This window comes from Cohnella phaseoli (genome assembly GCF_003386235.1).
Classification (GTDB): domain Bacteria; phylum Bacillota; class Bacilli; order Paenibacillales; family Paenibacillaceae; genus Cohnella; species Cohnella phaseoli.
The window spans coordinates 254,904-273,838 of sequence record NZ_QRDZ01000003.1; the positions used below are offsets into that span (position 1 = coordinate 254,904).

The 18,935-nt window shown below is 55.7% G+C and carries 20 protein-coding genes; all 20 read left to right on the top strand.

Annotated elements, in window-relative coordinates:
• The first annotated feature begins 2 nt into the window (after positions 1–2).
• The gene (gene fliM, locus DFP98_RS05385; RefSeq protein WP_116059721.1) at positions 3–1,004 is read left to right on the top strand and encodes a flagellar motor switch protein FliM; all 1,002 of its coding nucleotides are present in this window, start codon (positions 3–5) and stop codon (positions 1,002–1,004) included.
• On the top strand, positions 994–2,229 hold the full coding sequence (gene fliY / locus DFP98_RS05390) for a flagellar motor switch phosphatase FliY (protein ID WP_116059525.1): 1,236 nt from the start codon (positions 994–996) through the stop codon (positions 2,227–2,229). Before fliM ends, fliY begins: the two co-directional genes overlap by 11 nt.
• Positions 2,230–2,250: 21 nt before the next feature.
• Positions 2,251–2,613, top strand: a complete 363-nt coding sequence (locus DFP98_RS05395) for a response regulator (RefSeq protein WP_116059526.1) — start codon at positions 2,251–2,253, stop codon at positions 2,611–2,613.
• A gap of 24 nt (positions 2,614–2,637) precedes the next feature.
• The gene (locus tag DFP98_RS05400; protein ID WP_116059527.1) at positions 2,638–3,180 is read left to right on the top strand and encodes a flagellar biosynthetic protein FliO; all 543 of its coding nucleotides are present in this window, start codon (positions 2,638–2,640) and stop codon (positions 3,178–3,180) included.
• Positions 3,177–3,923, top strand: a complete 747-nt coding sequence (fliP, locus tag DFP98_RS05405; RefSeq protein WP_116059528.1) for a flagellar type III secretion system pore protein FliP — start codon at positions 3,177–3,179, stop codon at positions 3,921–3,923. The genes DFP98_RS05400 and fliP overlap by 4 nt, the downstream gene beginning before the upstream one ends.
• A 31-nt stretch (positions 3,924–3,954) precedes the next feature.
• Positions 3,955–4,224, top strand: a complete 270-nt coding sequence (fliQ, locus tag DFP98_RS05410) for a flagellar biosynthesis protein FliQ (protein ID WP_116059529.1) — start codon at positions 3,955–3,957, stop codon at positions 4,222–4,224.
• A gap of 6 nt (positions 4,225–4,230) precedes the next feature.
• A complete protein-coding gene (gene fliR / locus DFP98_RS05415; RefSeq protein ID WP_116059530.1) occupies positions 4,231–5,016 on the top strand; it encodes a flagellar biosynthetic protein FliR in 786 nt (261 codons plus the stop codon).
• 31 nt (positions 5,017–5,047) lie between these two features.
• The gene (gene flhB / locus DFP98_RS05420) at positions 5,048–6,136 is read left to right on the top strand and encodes a flagellar biosynthesis protein FlhB (protein ID WP_116059531.1); all 1,089 of its coding nucleotides are present in this window, start codon (positions 5,048–5,050) and stop codon (positions 6,134–6,136) included.
• A gap of 120 nt (positions 6,137–6,256) precedes the next feature.
• Complete coding sequence (gene flhA / locus DFP98_RS05425) at positions 6,257–8,290, top strand: flagellar biosynthesis protein FlhA (RefSeq protein WP_116059532.1); 2,034 nt, start codon at positions 6,257–6,259, stop codon at positions 8,288–8,290.
• On the top strand, positions 8,287–9,726 hold the full coding sequence (gene flhF, locus DFP98_RS05430) for a flagellar biosynthesis GTPase FlhF (RefSeq protein ID WP_116059533.1): 1,440 nt from the start codon (positions 8,287–8,289) through the stop codon (positions 9,724–9,726). Before flhA ends, flhF begins: the two co-directional genes overlap by 4 nt.
• Complete coding sequence (locus DFP98_RS05435; RefSeq protein ID WP_116059534.1) at positions 9,719–10,591, top strand: MinD/ParA family protein; 873 nt, start codon at positions 9,719–9,721, stop codon at positions 10,589–10,591. Before flhF ends, DFP98_RS05435 begins: the two co-directional genes overlap by 8 nt.
• Before the next feature lie 68 nt (positions 10,592–10,659).
• Entirely contained in the window at positions 10,660–12,183 is a 1,524-nt protein-coding gene (locus DFP98_RS05440) for a protein-glutamate methylesterase/protein-glutamine glutaminase (protein ID WP_116059535.1), read from the top strand.
• A 37-nt stretch (positions 12,184–12,220) separates the two neighbouring features.
• Complete coding sequence (locus DFP98_RS05445; RefSeq protein WP_116059536.1) at positions 12,221–14,308, top strand: chemotaxis protein CheA; 2,088 nt, start codon at positions 12,221–12,223, stop codon at positions 14,306–14,308.
• Between the two features lie 28 nt (positions 14,309–14,336).
• Positions 14,337–14,798, top strand: coding sequence for a chemotaxis protein CheW (locus DFP98_RS05450; protein ID WP_116059537.1), 462 nt, complete (start codon positions 14,337–14,339; stop codon positions 14,796–14,798).
• 3 nt (positions 14,799–14,801) lie between these two features.
• Positions 14,802–15,419 (top strand): chemotaxis protein CheC, encoded by a 618-nt coding sequence (locus tag DFP98_RS05455; protein ID WP_116059538.1) that lies wholly within the window; start codon positions 14,802–14,804, stop codon positions 15,417–15,419.
• A complete protein-coding gene (locus tag DFP98_RS05460; protein WP_116059539.1) occupies positions 15,419–15,913 on the top strand; it encodes a chemotaxis protein CheD in 495 nt (164 codons plus the stop codon). Before DFP98_RS05455 ends, DFP98_RS05460 begins: the two co-directional genes overlap by 1 nt.
• Before the next feature lie 2 nt (positions 15,914–15,915).
• A complete protein-coding gene (locus DFP98_RS05465; protein ID WP_116059540.1) occupies positions 15,916–16,344 on the top strand; it encodes a hypothetical protein in 429 nt (142 codons plus the stop codon).
• A gap of 16 nt (positions 16,345–16,360) precedes the next feature.
• A complete protein-coding gene (locus DFP98_RS05470; RefSeq protein WP_116059541.1) occupies positions 16,361–17,149 on the top strand; it encodes a FliA/WhiG family RNA polymerase sigma factor in 789 nt (262 codons plus the stop codon).
• 16 nt (positions 17,150–17,165) lie between these two features.
• On the top strand, positions 17,166–18,581 hold the full coding sequence (locus DFP98_RS05475) for a flagellar assembly protein A (protein WP_116059542.1): 1,416 nt from the start codon (positions 17,166–17,168) through the stop codon (positions 18,579–18,581).
• A gap of 22 nt (positions 18,582–18,603) precedes the next feature.
• A complete protein-coding gene (locus DFP98_RS05480; RefSeq protein WP_116059543.1) occupies positions 18,604–18,924 on the top strand; it encodes a hypothetical protein in 321 nt (106 codons plus the stop codon).
• Positions 18,925–18,935 lie beyond the last annotated feature (11 nt).

The following is an 18,935-nucleotide window of genomic DNA, read 5'->3' on the forward strand; positions in this document are numbered from 1 at the left end:
ATTTGGTAGATGTACTGTCGCAGAATGAGATAGACGCGTTGCTCGCGGCGCTGTCCTCTGGCGAAATGGATGCGGAAGAGCTCAAAAAGGAAGATACGCAGAAAAAGGTTCGCGCTTACGACTTCAAACGCGCGACCCGCTTTTCTAAGGATCATATTCGCAGCTTGACCCGGATTCACGAAAATTTCGCAAGATATTTAACGACTTATTTTTCCGCCCAGCTTCGAACGTTCGTCCAGATCAGCGTCGTTCAAGTCGAGCAGCTGCCTTACGACGAGTTTATCCGCTCCATCCCCAAGATGACGATTTTGAACATTTTCGAGGCGGAGCCGCTTGAAGGCCGCATGGTTCTGGAAGTACATCCCAACGTCGCTTTCGCGATGCTGGACAGGCTGCTGGGCGGAGGCGGAAGCGCCCCGAGCAAGATCGGCAGTCTGACGGAAATCGAAACGATCATTATGGAGAAAATATTCAGCCGCGCGCTCGATAGTCTTCAAGAAGCCTGGAAGACGATTATCGACACGCAGCCGCGTATGGAAGCGCTGGAGACGAACCCGCAGTTTATGCAGATCGTATCTCCGAACGAGACGATCGCTCTGATTTCGCTCAGCACGAAAATCGGAGAGACGACGGGGATGATCAACCTCTGTATTCCTCATGTCGTTATCGAACCGATTATGTCGAGGTTGTCCGTTCATCACTGGTTTGTCTCGCAGAAGAAGACGCGCGCTCCCGAAGAGCAGCACATTCTGGAACAGCGGGTACAAAAAGCGAAGCTGCCGATTGTCGCCGAGCTGGGCTCCTCGCATATTTCCATCCAGGAGTTTCTCAATTTGGCGGCTGGAGACGTCATTACGCTGAACCGCCAAACGACGGAAGGTCTTGAAGTCAAGGTCGGGGATAATGTAAAGTTTATCGCGAGCCCTGGCACGCTGCGAGATAAAATGGCGATTCAAATTGATGAAATCGTCAGCGAAGGAGTAGATGAAATCAATGACGAGTAAAGATTACTTATCCCAAGAGGAAATCGACGCGCTGCTTAACCAATCCTCCGGCGGAGGGAGCGATGCTCCGGCTGCTCCGGCTTCGGCCGACGTTGCGCCGTCGATTGACGAATACTTGACTCCGCTCGAGCAGGATGCTCTTGGCGAGATCGGAAACATCACGTTCGGAAGCGCGGCTACGGCGTTGTCGACGCTGCTCGGCAAGAAGGTAGACATTACGACGCCTACCGTCTCCGCCATTGCCAGAGATCGGTTCGAGGCCGAATTTCCGAAGCCGCACGTGGCGGTTCACGTCAGCTATGTCGACGGCTTCGAAGGGATCAATTCGCTCGTAATCAAGTCTCACGACGCGCAGGTGATCGCTGACTTGATGTTGGGCGGCGAAGGCAATGTAACGACCGAGGAATTAAATGAAATTCACATTAGCGCCGTCCAGGAAGCGATGAACCAGATGATGGGCTCGTCGGCGACTTCGATGTCGACGATCTTTAACCGGATGGTCAATATTTCTCCTCCGGGCATCGATATTATGGATGTGAAGAACAACTCCGGCGTCAGCAATTTGCCGCAAGAGGAAGTATTCGCCAAAATTTCCTTTCGTTTGAAAATTGGCGATCTGATCGATTCCTCGATCATGCAGCTGCTCACGGTGCCATTCGCCAAAGAGCTGGTAAGCTCTTTGATGGGCACTGTATCGGAGCCGGTTCCGCAGCCTGCGGTAGCGCCTCCGGCGGCACCGGCCCAACCGGCTGCGCACTCGGCGCCTGCGCCGACACCGCCGCCGCAGGCTCCTACGCCACCGCCGATGCATCAAGCTCCGCCGATGGCTGCCGTGCCGCCCGGTTATGGAGCGCCGATGCCGAGCCACCCGCAGTCTCTGGGCGGAGGCGGCATGAATCGGAACGTCAACGTCAATCCGGTTCAGTTCGCCAACTTCCAAGGCGGCGGATACGCGCAGGCGGACGAAACGAATCTTAATCTGCTGCTCGACATTCCCTTAAAGGTTACGGTGGAGCTCGGGCGTACGAAGAAGCAGATTAAGGATATTTTGGAGCTGTCCCAGGGCTCGATTATCGAGCTGGACAAGCTGGCCGGCGAACCCGTCGACATCTTGGTTAACAACAAATTGATCGCCAAAGGCGAGGTCGTTGTCATTGACGAAAATTTCGGAGTACGCGTTACCGATATCGTCAGTCAATGGGACCGCGTCCAAAAAATCCAATAAGCTAATCGGGAGGAAACAGAAATGGCAAACCGCATTCTCATCGTTGACGACGCAGCATTTATGCGCATGATGATCAGAGATATTTTAACGAAGAACGGGTACGAGGTAGTAGGAGAGGCGCAGGACGGCGCGCAAGCGGTAGAAAAGTTCAAGGAACTGACGCCGGACTTGATCACGATGGACATTACGATGCCTGAAATGGACGGTATTGCGGCGCTTAAAGAGATTCGCAAGTTGGACTCCAACGCAAAAGTGATCATGTGCTCGGCGATGGGTCAGCAAGCGATGGTTATCGATGCAATTCAAGCGGGCGCTAAAGACTTCATCGTTAAGCCGTTCCAAGCGGACCGCGTTATTGAAGCGATCAAAAAAACGCTCGGTTAAGCGAAGTCGGGAGCGTTGAAGCTTATGCGAACCTACGGGCTTGCCGATGAATTGCCGGATGTGTCGTCGTGGGGTTCGGTATGGGACTTGTTCAAGGTGCTTGCTGTTCTCGGACTGATCATCGGCTTGATCGTGTTTGTTTTGCGGTTTCTGGCAAAGCGAGGCAGAGGGTGGGGGATGAACCGCTCGCTGCGCTCGCTTGGAGGATTTCCTCTAGGCACGAACAAGTCGATGCAAATCGTGGAATGGAACGGGCGGATATACGTGCTCGGCGTCGGCGAGAACATTACGCTGCTGGAAGCGATCACCGATTCGGACATCGTGGACGCCTTGCTGGCGGAACATGAAGCCGGATTGGCCGATACGGGACCGGCTCTGCCGGAATGGCTTCGCAAGTGGACCGAACGCAACAATTTGCGGAACGAGGAGACGGGCTCCAAATCCGGCGGCTCCGACTCCAGCTTCGAGAAATCGTTGGAAACCCGGCTCCGTCAACTCTCCGAGAGAAGACAGCGGGCGGAAGAACTGCTGGATGACCGTTCCGAAGATCGGACAGATGAGCGATGAGAAAAAAGATTACATATAGTTTCCTGATGTTGCAGGCGTTGCTGTTGGGGCTGCAAGCCTCCGTCTCTGCCGAACCCATTATCGGGGTGACGCTGGGCGACGGCTCGGAGCCCATGGGCACGTCCTCGTTGTCCCTGCTGCTGCTCATTACCGTGCTGAGCTTGGCTCCGGCAATACTTGTGCTGATGACAAGCTTCACGAGAATCGTCATCGTGCTCGGCTTCGTTCGCACATCGCTGGGCACGCAGCAAATGCCGCCGAACCAGGTGCTGATCGGTTTGGCGTTGTTCATGACGCTATTCGTGATGGCCCCGACTTTCTCGCAGGTGAACGAAACGGCGCTTAAACCGTATTTGGCCGGAGAGATCAGCCAGACGGACGCGCTGGAGAAAGCTTCGGTGCCGATGAAGGAATTCATGTACAAACATACGCGGGAGAAGGATTTGCTCCTGTTCATGAAGTATACGAAAACCGAAAAGCCGGCTACTTTTCAAGACATACCGATTACGGTTCTCGTTCCGGCTTATGCGATAAGCGAGCTGAAAACGGCATTCCAGATGGGCTTTATGATTTTCATTCCGTTTCTTGTGATCGACATGGTCGTCGCCAGTACGCTGATGGCGATGGGGATGATGATGCTTCCGCCGGTGATGATCTCGCTGCCCTTCAAAATTTTGCTCTTCGTGCTCGTCGATGGCTGGTATTTGGTCGTGAAGTCGCTGCTGACCAGCTTTAGCCCTTGAACCGGCCGAGCGCAAAAGGGGGAGGAAGCCAATGACATCCGAGTTTATTATCGGCCTTGCAGGCCAGGCGCTGTTTACCGTACTGAAGGTAAGCGCGCCGATGCTGATTATCGCGCTTGTCGTCGGCCTCAGCGTCAGCATTTTTCAGGCGACGACCCAGATTCAGGAGCAGACGCTCGCCTTCGTTCCCAAGATTATCGCCGTTTTCCTCGCTTTATTGATTTTCGGTCCGTGGATTTTGAACATCATGGTCGATTTTACGGCCCACCTGCTAGGAAATTTAGAGAAATACATTGGGTGACTTGATATGAATATGATCATGCAGGTCTTCCCTGCTTTTCTGCTCGTTCTTTGTCGAATTACAGCGTTTTTTGTAGTCGCGCCTGTGTTTTCGTCACGCAGTTTCCCGACTGTCATCAAGATCGGACTTGGCTTTTTCGTTTCGGTGATCGTATTTTTGAACGTCGGCTTCGATACGAAAGTAACGGCGGATGCGACGTATATACTGGCGATTATTCGCGAAGTTTTCGCCGGCCTGCTGATCGGATTTGTAGCGTATCTATTTTTTACGATCGTGCAAACCGCCGGGGGTTTGATGGATATGCAGATGGGTTTGGCGATGGCCAACATCGTAGACCCGGTTACCGGAGTGTCGGCACCGATCATGGGAAATTTCAAGTTTATGGTGCTCATTCTCGTATTTCTATCTATTAACGGCCATCATTACTTGCTTGCCGCCATAATGGACAGCTATAAGTGGTTGCCGTTGGACAACAATCTATTTCAAATTTATTACGGCGGCAGCGTTACGGAGTTTCTGACGCATACGTTTGCCAGCACTTTTTTGCTTGCACTGCAGATTTCCGCTCCGATCGTCGTGGCGATGTTCTTGACCGACTTCGGTTTGGCTCTGCTTGCCCGGGCGGCTCCGCAATATAACGTATTTGTGATCGGTTTGCCGCTAAAGCTGCTGATCGGACTTGCGCTGCTTATTTTGCTGATCCCTGGGTTCGGTCCTTTGTTTCAAATCATTTTCGATCGGATGTTTCAAGCGATCGAACAGTTGTTCACCATTGTGAAAACCTCATCTTGACCGCCGCGGGTGCCATTCGGGAGGTGTTGTCATGCTCCGCAAGCGCCTAAGGATGGATTTGCAGCTGTTCTCCGGCGAGAAGACGGAGAAGGCAACGCCGAAGAAACGCCAAGAGAGCCGAAAGAAAGGGCAGGTTGCCAAAAGCGCGGAAGTTCCAAGCACACTGATCCTGCTCGCCTGCATCAGCTTTCTGGTTATGCTCGGCCCGTTTCTGGAGCGGCAGCTGCTTTCCTTGATCGGGGACGCGTTTCTGTATCGGTTGAACATGCAGGTTACCGACAGCAACGTGCTTTCCTTGTTTAATCATTACGCGATCGAAATGCTTGTGCTGCTGGCGCCGGTATTCGTCATTGTTGTCGTCATCGCGTTCGCGGCCAACTACGTGCAAATCGGATGGCTGTTCACAACCGAGCCGCTCAAACCGAAATTCAACAAGCTGAATCCGATCAACGGCGCCAAAAACCTGTTCGGGATGCGCACGGTGGTCGAATTTCTGAAAAGCGGACTCAAGCTTGTCTGCGTCGGACTTATCGTATTTATGGTGCTATGGTCGGAGAAGAAGAGGCTGCTGGATTTGGCGCATCTGCCCGTGCAGGACATTTTCGCCTTTGTCACCAGCTTGACGGTTCGTTTGGGCCTGTTTATCGCCGTGCTGCTGTTCATACTGGCAATCGGGGATTTTATGTACCAGCGTTACGAGTATGAGAAAAACTTGCGAATGAGCAAGCAGGATATTAAGGACGAGTACAAGAACGTGGAAGGCGATCCGCTGATCAAAGGGAAGATCAAGGAACGCCAGCGCAGAATGGCGCTCATGCGGATGATGCAGGAAGTGCCGAGCGCGGACGTCATCATTACGAACCCGACCCACTTCGCAGTCGCGCTGAAATACGACTCGGAGAAGATGGACGCCCCGACGGTGGTGGCCAAAGGTCAGGACTATCTGGCATTGAGAATTCGGGAGATCGCCAAGCAGAACGAAGTCATAACGATGGAAAACAAGCCGCTCGCCCGCGCATTGTACGAGAGAACGGAAGTGGGACAAAGCGTTCCCGCCGATCTGTTCCAGGCGGTCGCGGAAGTGCTGGCATACGTATATCGGCTCAAAGGCCGAAGATAGAAGATAGAAGAAACAAGAGTATCGGAACAATCGGCTGAATTCATGTTGGCTGTCGAATCCGCTTCTTGCAACGCTTCGCGATCAAAATTGAACCTCTTTAATAGGAGTGGGGGTGGCGTCATGAAAATCAGGGACCTCAGCATATTAATCGGCGTCATCGGCATCGTTCTGATGATGGTCGTTCCGATTCCCAAAGGGCTATTGGACGTCTTGCTCATCATCAATATATCTGTGGCGATCATGATTTTGCTGATTGCGATGAACACCCAGGATGCGCTTCATTTTTCCATATTCCCGACGATGCTGCTCATTACAACCGTGTTTCGACTCGCGCTGAACGTCTCCACGACGAGGCTGATTTTGTCCAAAGCGGACGCAGGCCACGTCGTCGAGACGTTCGGACGCTTCGTAGCCGGGGGACAGCTTGCCGTCGGTTTTGTGGTGTTTCTCATTCTGGTCATCGTGCAATTCATCGTAATTACAAAAGGTTCCGAGCGTGTCGCCGAAGTCGGAGCGAGATTTACGCTCGACGCGATGCCGGGTAAGCAGATGAGCATCGACGCGGACTTGAACGCGGGGATGATCAACGAACAGCAGGCGCGCGAGCGCCGTGAGAAAATCGAGAAGGAAGCGGATTTCTACGGAGCAATGGACGGGGCGAGCAAATTCGTTAAAGGGGACGCGATCGCATCGATCATCATCGTGCTGATCAACCTGATCGCGGGCTTTGTCGTGGGCATGGCGATTCACGGCATGGACGTGATGACCGCGCTGGAGACATACTCCGTGCTGTCGATCGGCGACGGTCTCGTCAGCCAGATCCCGGCGCTGCTTATCAGTACGGCGGCGGGCATCATCGTTACGAGAGCCGCCTCCGAAGGCAACATGGCCGACGATATGAGCAAGCAGTTTCTGCGTTACCCGCGGTTGCTGTACATTGTTGCCGGGACGGTGGCGCTGCTCGGACTTGCCACGCCGATTCCGCTCCTCAGCACGCTCCCCTATGCGGCGATTTTGGCTATCGCCGGATATCGGCTGCAGAAGAATTTGCATCGGGAGCAGCAAGAGGCGGAAATGCTCGTCGAGGAAAAGCAGATCGAAGAGGTTCGCAGCCCGGAGAGCGTCATCAGCTTGCTTCAGGTCGATCCCATCGAGTTCGAGTTCGGCTACGGTCTGATTCCGCTGGCGGATACGCAGCAGGGCGGGGATTTGCTCGACAGAATCATCATGATTCGACGTCAATGCGCTCTCGAAATGGGACTTATCGTTCCCGTCATCCGTATTCGCGACAATATTCAACTAAAACCGAACGAATATGTCATAAAAATGAAAGGAAATACGGTAGCGCGCGGCGAATTACTTATTCATCACTATTTGGCAATGAGTCCAGGGTTCGATGACGATTCCGTAACAGGTATTGAGACCCAGGAACCTGCGTTCGGGTTGCCGGCGCTCTGGATCGACGAGACAACGAAGGAACGAGCGGAAATGGCCGGATATACGGTCGTCGATCCGCCGTCGGTCGTTGCCACTCATTTGACCGAAGTGATCAAGAAATACGCGCACGAGCTGATCGGCCGCCAAGAGACGAAAGCTCTGGTCGACAGCGTCAAGGAAACGTATCCTGCGCTGGTCGAAGAGCTTATTCCGTCGATTCTCGGCGTCGGGGACGTTCAGAAGGTGCTGTCCAAGCTGTTGAAGGAAAAAATCTCGATCCGCGACCTTGTGACGATTTTCGAGACGCTTGCCGATTACGGCAAGTACACGAAAGATCCGGACGTCTTGACGGAATATGCGAGACAGAGCTTGTCGCGGCAGATTACACAGCAGTATGCGTCGCCGATGGAGCCGCTTAAGGTTATAACGGTGAGCCCGTCGGTAGAGAAGAAGATTGCGGAGGCGGTGCAGCAGTCCGACCAGGGAAGCTATCTCGCCCTTGATCCGGCTTCTTCCCAAGCGATTTACCAGCGGCTGACGGAGCAGGTGAACCGCCTTGTACAGGCGGGGCAGCAGCCGATTATCCTGACTTCTCCGACGATCCGCATGTATTTGCGGCAACTGCTGGAAAGAAGCCTGCAGGATATTCCCGTCATCTCGTACAGCGAATTGGAGCCTAGCATCGAAGTGCAAAGCGTTGGGGTGGTGAGCGCATGAAGGTCAAACGATACATAGTAGACGACGTGCCGGAAGCGGTGCAGATGATTCGTGCCGAGCTCGGCTCCGACGCCGTTATTTTGAATACGAAAGAAATCCGCGTAGGCGGATTTCTTGGCATGTTCCGTCAAAAACGAATGGAAGTCATCGCGGCCGTCGACGAGACGGTCAGCAAAGCTCCGGCAAGAGCTCCTGCGCTGACGAGAGTGCTTGAGAACATGCCGAAGCCGGAAGCGAGGGCGATCGCCGCCGCGATAAGCGAATCTGCGGCGAGGCCGATCCCTTCGAACGCCGTTCGGGAGAGGTACACGCAGCCGCCGTTCTCGGACAGCGGCCGGCAGCCGATCACCGGCGGGCCTTCCGCCGCTGTGAAAGAACCTCAGGCCGAACGGCTCACCCAGATCGAGTTGAACAAGCCGGCGGAGGAGCAGGCGGCGAGTGCCGCTCCCAATCCGATCGACCCGCTTGATCGGCTGCGGTCGGGAATCGCCGACAGGCTGAAGTCGGACGCGCTTGCGGCCGCGGAGCCGAAGCCGGATTCGTTTCGCGACAGCGAGATCCGGGACGAAACGTCCGTGGTGCTTCAAGAGCTTCGTTCCCTTCGCGAAATGATGACGATCATGACGAAGCAGCAGACGACCCGTTCGATTCCCGAGTCCGTGCTCAATTGGAGCAAGCGGCTGGCGTCGCAAGGCGTCGAGCCCGCGTACGTCGAGCAGTTTGCAGAGGCGGTCGGGGCCAGGCTGAAGTCGGGCGCGGAGGACGGTCAAGCTTACGAAGCCGCGCGGGACGTGCTGCTCGCTTGGCTGAACGAAGCCAAGGGAGAAGGCATCGCACCGGAGACGCGCATCGTTCATTTCGTCGGACCGACCGGTGTCGGCAAAACGACGACAATCGCCAAATTGGCTGCGGATCAGTCGTTCGGACAGCGTCGCAGCATTGGATTCATTACGGCGGACACTTACCGAATTGCGGCGGTGGACCAGCTTAGGACGTATGCCGACATTTTGAACGTGCCGCTCGAAGTCGTGTTTTCGCCCGGGGAATTAACGCGGGCCTATCATAAACTGGCCGATCGAGACCTCTTGTTCATGGATACCGCCGGCCGGAATTATCGCAACGAGCTGTTCGTCTCGGAAGTGAACAGCCTTCTCTCACTGGCGGAGGGGGCGGAGTCGACTCTCGTTCTGAGCATGACGAGCAAGTATTCCGATATGAAGGCGGTAGCCTCGCAATTTTCGAAGTATGGAGTCCGTCAGCTTCTGCTCACGAAGTTCGACGAGACCGAATCGTACGGCGCCGTCGTCAATCTCGTCAAGGAATTCGATTTCCGCATTTCCTATTACACTTGCGGGCAGACGGTGCCGGACGATATCAAGGCGTTCGATCCGGAAGAAATCGTTCGCAAGTTGCTGGGAGAGACCGTCGATGATTGATCAGGCTCAGGCGCTTCGTCATTTGGTCCATTCCAAGGATTTGCTGTCGGCGAAGACCACCAAGGTCGTGACGGTTACAAGCGGCAAGGGAGGGGTAGGCAAATCGAATTTCAGCCTGAACTTCGGAATGGCGCTGCAAAATCGAGGATACAGCGTGCTTCTCTTCGATGCGGATATCAGCTTTGCGAACATCGACGTGCTGATGGGGACGCCTGCCAAGTACAACCTCATTCACCTGCTTAAGGGCGAGAAGTCGATCTGGGAGATTATTCAGATTGGCCCGAGCGGCCTGCAGTTCATCGCCGGCGGTTCGGGATTTCAAGATTTGGTGCGGCTAAGAGAGCAGGAGCTGGAGTATTTTGCCGAACAGATCGGCAAGCTGCACGGCCATGTCGATTTTATTTTGTTCGACACGGGCGCTGGCCTGTCCAAGGAGACGACCAAATTCATCACCGCGGCGGAGGAGACGATCGTCGTGACGACGCCGGAGCCGACGTCGATTACGGATGCTTACGCTCTGATCAAAATGATGCACTCCATGGGGCATCAGGTTCCGTTTCGCCTCGTCGTCAATCGGGTGGCGGACGATCGAGAGGGCGCGCAGACCGCAGACAACATACGTCAAGTGGCCAGCAAATATATCGGCATCGATATTCCGGTTCTCGGCTTCATTCCCGACGACGTCAGCGTTTCGAAGGCGGTCAGGCGGCAGACGCCGCTGTCGGTCGCTTTTCCGAACAGCGAGGCGATGCAAGGCATCGATCGGATCGCTTCCCGATTTCTAATGGAGGAGCGATCGCAAGCGCAGAAGACGACGCGCGGGTTGTCGGGGTTCATGCAGAGAATGAAAAAGCTGTGGAGCTGATCGAACGCGAGTCGGCGGGCATGCGAGCGCAAAACGATTAAACAACTAGATAACGAGGAGGATGCCATATGACGGAGTTAAAAGTGCTCATCGTGGATGATTCCCCTTTTATGCGCAAAGTGTTCAGCGACGTTGTCGACATGGATTCCGCTTTCCAAGTGCTGGCAACCGCATGCGACGGCGAGGAAGCCGTTAAGATGACGATCGAGCTAATGCCCGACATCATTACGATGGATTTGGAAATGCCGCGCATGAACGGGATCGAAGCGCTGCAGAAAATTATGGAGACGAGACCGACTCCCGTCATTATGCTGTCCGCGGTGACGGACAATGGCACCAGAGATACGATCAGGGCGCTCCAATTCGGCGCGATCGATTTCATCCGCAAGCCGGATGGAGCCGTAAAGCTGGACATTCGGCAGGTTGGCGAGCAATTGCTGGAGAAGCTGCGCATCGTCGCGGAGACGATCGATAAAGGGCCGCTGCGACTGCTGCCCGCGGTCGTGGAGAAGGCTGCGGAGAAGGCTTCGCCATCGTTGGCTTCGTCTGCTCCGCTCGTTTCGCCGGTCAGACAATCGGTTGAGGAAGCGAAGGAGGCTGAGCGGATGGCCGCTGCGACCGCTGAGCCTCCGCTAGACAAGCAATCGGCCGGCAAAGTGGGTTCCGCTGCCATGGAGCAACCTGTCAAAGAAAAGCCGGCCTCCGCGTTATCGGAAACCGATAAAGCCCCAAGACTGCCGCGACGGGAGACGGAGGTTCGCAGGAACGAGCCGCCAGCACGGCCGTCTGCGTCAGCCTCGCGCAAGCTTCCGCCAGCACTGGATCGTCCGGACAGCTTGCGGAAACCGGTCAAGCCGCCGGTCGCCGGTTCGCCGGCTGCATCGGCCAAGAAGGATGCGAAGCCGCCTGTTCGGCAGCCCGGCGTTGCGATTGCCGCTTCGCCGCCTGCCGCTTCTGCTGCTGTCGTGCCGCCGATTTCAGCCGAACCGAAGCCGACGACTTCGTTCACGCAGATCGTTGCGATCGGAACTTCTACGGGCGGACCGCGGGCGCTGCATGAAGTGCTGACCGGAATTCCGGCGGATTTCCCCGCGCCGATTCTCGTCGTTCAGCATATGCCGCCCAAGTTCACGCATTCCCTTGCGCAGCGTCTGGATTCGTTCTGCAGCATCCACGTCAGGGAAGCGACGGACGGGGAGCAGCTCGAAACCGCAACTGCGTATATCGCTCCGGGCGGCAAGCATATGTCGCTGACGAAAGACGCCTTCGGCAAATATCGGGTCAAGCTGACGAACGAGGGCCCCCGCAGCGGGCATATGCCTTCGGTCGACGTTCTGTTCGAATCCTTGATCGGTCATCGGCAGCTGAAACGCTATGCCGTGCTGATGACCGGAATGGGCAGCGACGGAGCGAAAGGGATGAAGGCGCTGCTCGACGACGGAGCGCAGACGACGATCGCCGAGGCCGAGCAGACTTGCGTCGTGTACGGGATGCCCCGTTCGGCGGTCGAGCTCGGGGCTACGACGCATCAGGTGCCGCTACAGAGCATCGCTCCGCTGCTCGTGCAGGAATTGAAATCGCGCAAAACCTAGCGCGCTGAAAGCTCAGCCAACAAGGAGGTGTCCGGCCATGGAAATGAATCAGTACATGTCCATGTTTATCGACGAGTCCAACGATCACTTGCAAGCGCTAAATGAAAATATGCTTCGGTTGGAGCAGCAGCCGGAGGATATCGGCATCGTGCAGGTCATTTTCCGTTCCGCGCACACGTTAAAAGGGATGTCCGCGACAATGGGGTTCGAGGATCTGGCCTCGCTGACCCACGAGATGGAGAACGTGCTTGATCTTGTTCGCAACGAGAAGCTCAGCATGAACGGTCATATTTTCGATACGTTGTTCAAATGTCTGGATGCGCTCGAAGCGATGGTTCAGGACATTGTCGGCGGAGGAACGGGCAAAGGCGAAGTCGGCGAGCTGGTCGAACGTCTGAAAGGCATCGTCAAAGGCGATACCGGAGCCGCTGCGCCGGCATCCGGGACGTCCGCGTCGGCTCAAGCCGCTGCAGCGCTGCCCGCTTCGCTCGTGCTCGATCAATATCAGCTGTCCGTTCTCGCGCAATCGATCGAGGGCGGGCATAGCGCCTACTTCATCGAGGTGAAGGTGCGCGAGGATTGTTTGCTGAAAGCGGCCAGAGCTTATATGGTGTTCGACGTGCTCGAGAGAAACGGCGAGGTCGTCAAGTCCTACCCTTCCGTTCAAGAGATCGAGCAGGAGCAATTCGACCGCAGCTTCTCCGTCTACTACATCACCCAGACGCAAGAACAGACGCTGCAAGAGCAGCTTTCCAAAGTATCGGAGATTGAAGCCGTCACGTTGAACCTGGTGGACAAAGCCTCCCTTCAGGAGATGGAGAACAATTTGCGAGCTCCGGGGAAGAGCGACGCGGCGCAGGAAGCGGCCGCTGCTGCGGCTCCCGCTCAGACGGCGGCGCCGCAAGCCGCCCCCGCTCCCGACAAGAGCGCGGCTCGTCCGGCGGCTCCGGCGGCATCATCCGGCAGCGCAGCTCCCCGTACGATCCGGGTCGATATCGAGCGGCTTGACACGCTGATGAACCTGTTCAGCGAAATGCTTATCGACCGCGTACGCCTCGAGCAGCTTGCCTTCGAAATCCGCCGCAACGACTTGACGGAGACGGTGGAGCATATGGCTCGCGTTAGCGCCGACCTGCAGAACATCGTGCTTAAGCTGCGCATGGTGCCCGTGGAGAGCGTCTTTAACCGTTTTCCTCGCATGGTTAGAGATTTGGCGAAATCGTTGGACAAGAAAGTCGATCTGGTCGTCGTCGGCGCCGAAACGGAGCTCGATCGCACCGTCATTGATGAGATCGGCGATCCGCTCGTGCACTTGATTCGCAACTCGGTCGACCATGGCGTCGAATCGATCTCGGACCGTCTGGCGCAGGGCAAGCCGGAGACGGGAACTGTCGTGCTGAGGGCGTTCCACAGCGGCAATCATGTATTTATCGAGATTGAGGACGACGGCAAAGGCATCAATCGTCCTAAAGTGCTCGAGACGGCGATCAAGCGAGGCGTCGTTACGCCGGAAGAGGCGAAGGCGCTCAGCGACGATGAGACGAACATGCTGTTATTCGCTGCCGGCTTCAGTACGGCGGACAAAGTATCGGACATCTCCGGGCGCGGGGTCGGGCTCGACGTCGTCAAGTCGAAGATAACTTCCTTGGGCGGCAATGTCAGCGTGACGTCTTCGCTGGGCAAAGGGACGAAGTTCTCGATCCAACTGCCGCTAACGCTCTCGATTATCGCGGCGATGCTGATCAAGCAAGGCTCGGAGAAATACGCGTTCCCGCTGTCTTCAATCGTCGAGACGGGCTCGATCAAGCGTTCGGACATACGCAGCCTGCACGGCAGCAGCATGATCGATTATCGCCAATCGATCATCCCCGTCATTTCGTTGTCGCAGCTGATCGATTCGCCGGATTATCGCGACGACGACGAGAGCGAAACCGAAATGCTCGTCGTCCGCAAAGGGGACAAGCTCGCGGCCATTCTCGTCGACGAGTTCATCGGCCAGAGCGAGATCGTGCTGAAGCCGCTAGGCAAATATTTGGCCGGCGTCAAAGGCGTCGTTTCGGGAGCGACGATACTCGGGGACGGGCAAGTCGCCTTGATCGTGGATCCTAACTCCATTATTAAATAACAGTCCGGACTCTAAGGAGGAATCATTCATGGCAGAAGAATTGAAAGTGATCGTCTTCACGCTGGCGCAGGAGGAGTACGGAATCGAGGTCGACAAGGTGCGTACGATCGAGCGGATGATGCCGATCACTCGCGTCCCTAAAACGCCGGCGTTCGTGAAGGGCGTCGTCAATTTAAGAGGCGTCGTCATTCCGGTCATCGATCTGCGCGGCCGTTTCGGCTTGAACGAGTCGGACTACACCGAGAATTCCCGCATTATTATCGTTGCGGCAAGCGAGCTTGAAGTCGGCTTTATCGTCGACTCGGCGAACGATGTGCTGGACGTGATGAGCGATGCGATCGAAAATCCTCCGGAAGTGGTCGGCGGAGTGAAGGCGAAATATTTGAGCGGAGTGGCCAAGATCGGGGAGAACCGCCTGCTCATCCTGCTGAACTTGCCGGAAGTGCTTAACCGCAACGAAATCATTCAATTGGAACAGTTCGAGGAATAAGCCGTGAAGCTGTTTAGAAACGATGAGGCTTTTAAGCTGGACGTGCTCCGCGAGGTCGGCAACATTGGCGCAGGCAATGCGGCTACCGCGCTATCGACGCTGCTGAACAAACCGGTGGACATGGCGGTTCCTACCGTAAATCTGCTTCCGTTCGAAGCGATCGCCGAGCGGGTCGGCGGCTCGGAAGCGGTCGTAATTGCGATCTTCCTCCGCGTAGAGGGAGACGCGCCCGGCAATATGTTTTTCATTATCAGCCGAGAGCAGGCGCGACGGCTGTTGCGGGATTTGCTCGGCTTTAGCGCAGGCGAGAACGAAGAATACAGCGAGCTGGAGCTGTCGGCGCTGAACGAGATCGGCAACATTTTGGCCGGTTCGTATTTGTCCTCGCTGGCGGATTTCACCGGCTTGCGGATGTCCCCGACGGTTCCGTCGCTCGCGGTGGACATGGCCGGGGCGATATTAAGCTACGGACTACTTCAATTCGGCACGATGGGCGACGACGCTTTGCTCATCGAGACGACGTTTCTGGAAGGGCAGCAGGAGGCCGAAGGCCATTTCTTCCTTATACCGGACCCGGAGTCGTTCGAGAAGCTCTTTCGTGCGTTAGGAGTGCCGATCTAATGGCCGAAGGCATTTTAATTAAAGTCGGAATGGCTGATTTGAATATCGCGGACGGGGGAGCGGTGCTTAAGACGACAGGGTTGGGATCTTGCGTCGGCTTAACGCTATTCGACCCCGAGCTGCGTATCGGCGGAATGGCGCACATTATGCTGCCGTCCTCCGACATTGCTCGCGAAGGTCAACTCAATATCGCCAAATACGCGGATACGGCAGTCCCGGAGCTTGTGCGAAGGCTGCAGAGCAAGGGCGCTTCGCTTCATCGGATGGTCGCCAAAATGGCCGGAGGCGCGCAAATGTTCGCCTTCATGGGCGGAACGGATACGATGAGAATCGGGCCGCGCAACGTGGAAGCGACGAAGCATGAACTGGATCGATTCTCGATCCGCCTCTTGTCCGAAGACACCGGTGGCAACTATGGCCGAACGGTGGAATTGTACAGTCATAACGGGATTTTTCTTATTCGCAGCGTGCAGCATGGGGTAAAGGAGATTTAACGATGAAAGGTTCCTGGCGATTCACAATCGGATTCGGAGCGTTCGGAGCGCTGCTCATCTGCTTGCTCTCATTATCGAACAATCCGCTGGGAACGTCGCTGCTCAGAGGCCTATACGCTTTTCTGGCGTTTGCCGCATTGGCGCTTGTTGTCGGCTTCGTGCTTGGGCAGCTGCTTGCTACTGGCAAGCCGGCGCCAAGCGGAGCCGAGGTTCCGTCCGACCGCGGCAGCATGCTCGATCTGACGATTCCGGACGAAGGAGAAGCCTTGTCGGAGATGATGAAGGAGCAATGGGCGGACGGCAAGTCGGCAACGGCAACAGACGGGGAGGCCATGAGCTTTCAGCCTCTGCAGCCCAAGCGGGTGGTGTCGCTCGATAATCCGAATCCGGAGGAAGTGGCTCAGGCGATACGGCGCCTGACGGACGAATAAGGATGGTGAGGCTAAAATGGTCGATCAAACACGTTCCCGGTTATCCCATCAAGATTTGTGGCAGCAATGGAAAGACGACGCGGACCCGGATGCGAGAAAAAAGCTGATCGAACACTATTTGCCGCTCGTAGATTACGTCTCAAGCCGTATGGCGGTGGGTTTGCCTAAAAATGTGACGAAAGACGACCTGGCGAGCAATGGGGCCATGGGACTGATCGACGCGATCGAGAAGTTCGATTATCGGCGCGGTTTGCAATTCGAGACGTATGCTTCATGGAGAATCAGAGGGGCGATCATCGATGGGCTTCGGCAAGGAGATTGGGTGCCCCGCTCGGTTCGTGACAAAGCGAAAAAAATCGAGGACGCTTATGCGGTGCTGGAGCAGCAGCATTTGAGATCTGCTTCGGATGACGAAATATGCGACTTTTTGAATATTAGCAACAAAGAGTTTCAGCAAATGCTTCAAGAGGTTGCGGTCGCGGCCGTATTTTCTCTCGAAGATCCGATCCGGGAGGAAGAATCCGAGACCCGTCTGTCGCTGCTCGTCGACGACAAAGCGGTCAGCCCGGAATCCAAAGTTCACGAGACGTATTTGAAAGACTCTCTGAAATACGGCATCGAGAAACTCACAGAGAAAGAACGGATCGTCATTTCTCTGTTCTATTACGAAGATTTGTCTTTAAGCGAGATCGCTGAAGTGATGTGCCTGTCGCCATCGAGAATATCCCAATTGCATTCCAAAGCGATTTTGAGGCTTCGCGGAGCGCTCGCGAAACATAAGGAACAGCTGCTTCAAAACGGATAATAGGGGGGCATTGACGATGTCTGACACTGGAAGCTTCTCCATGGGGGAGGGGCTGCAAGTTACGATTTCCGATGACAAAATGAATGCATTTCTCGTTTTCAAGCGAGTGGAAAGCGACCCGAAGTTTACCGCCCGCGATCTGGAGCAATACTTGGCGTCGCAGGGCGTTAAGTCGGGGCTGCAGTCGGACGCGATCTACTTGATCTCGCAACGGCCGCAGGACTTCTATTTTTCGCAAAACGTCGTGGCTGTCGGCAAGCCGCCGGCGCCGGGCAAAGACGGCTATATCAAGCAGATGTTCGGCGAAGAGGAAGAAGAGAGCCGAAGTCCCGTCGAGCGCGAGGACGGAAGCGTCGATTACAAGCAGGTCACCAAGCTTGCCAACGTGAAGGCGGGGCAGCTGATTGCCGAGAGAGTGCCAGCCGAACCGGGCGTTCCGGGCAAAACCGTCACCGGAGAGGAAATTCCTCCGAAGGACGGCAAGGAGGTTCACTTCAAAATCGGCAAAAACGTCGTCGTTAATCCCGAGAAAATCGCGATGTATGCGGCGATCGACGGCCTCGTGACGAAGACGGACAAGGACAAGCTGAACGTATTTCCCGTTTATGAAGTGAACGGCGACGTGGACTACAATATCGGCAATATCGACTTTGTCGGCACAGTCGTCGTCCGCGGCAATATTTTGACCGGCTTTCGCGTCAAAGCTTCGGGGGACATTCGGGTAACGGGCGGCATCGAAGGCGCCGAGGTCGAGTCCGACGGTTCGATCGAAGTGACCGGCGGAATTATCGGATCGAACAAAGGATTTGTGAAGGCCGGTCGCAACGTTCGCTGTTCCTTTGTTCAGGAAGGGAACGTCATTGCCGGCGAGGACGTTCTGGTGACCCAGAGCATTATGCACTCGAACGTCCGCGCCGGCAAATCGGTCAAATGTCTGGGAGCCAAAGGGCTGATCGTAGGCGGCACGATTCAGGCGGGAGAACGGGTAACGGCGAGAATGATCGGCAATTCGATGTCGACGGCGACCGTCGTCGAGGTGGGCGTTAGGCCGGAACTTCGTCAGGAGCTCGGAGAATTGCGAGCGACGATGCGTCAGCAATCCGAGAACTTGGACAAGACTGCGAAAGCGCTGTCTATGCTGGATCAGATGGCCGCGGCCGGTCAGCTTAGCGGAGACAAGCTGGCGCTGCGGGTTAAGCTGACGGCGACGAAGCGCCAGACGACCGAGGATCTGCAGCAGGCCAAGGAGCGCGTCCTGGAAATCGAGAAGACGCTGGAAGACGCGACGACGGCGCGCGTGGATGCAGTTCATACGTTATGGGGCGGTACGAAAATCGTGATCGGAAGATATACGCGATTCGTAAAGGATGCTTCGCAAAGAGTCACTTTTCGGTTTTCGGACGGGGATATCGCCATGGTTCCTTTCTATTGATCCCAAGATGAGGTGATGCGGCGTGAGCTACAAACCGATCGATATGCAAGTGTCTATGCCTCGTTCCGTGGAGATGACGCCTCTGCAGCACCATCAGCAGCAGCGCTCGGCTACGGAGCAGAGCTTGCTGGGTCAGCAGGCGATGAAGACGGCGGAGCAGAACGCGGCGAGAAGCGCGAAGACGGAAGCGGCGGAGGGCGGAACCATCTCGGAGCGCGACCCTCGCGAAAGAAACAAACGCGACCGCGGAGCGAAGAAAAATTCGTCCCAGGATCAGGCCATAGAGGAAAGCAAAGTCCCGGAGCACCCGTACAAGGGAAAACATATTGATTTTATGGGCTGACGGCAACAGGA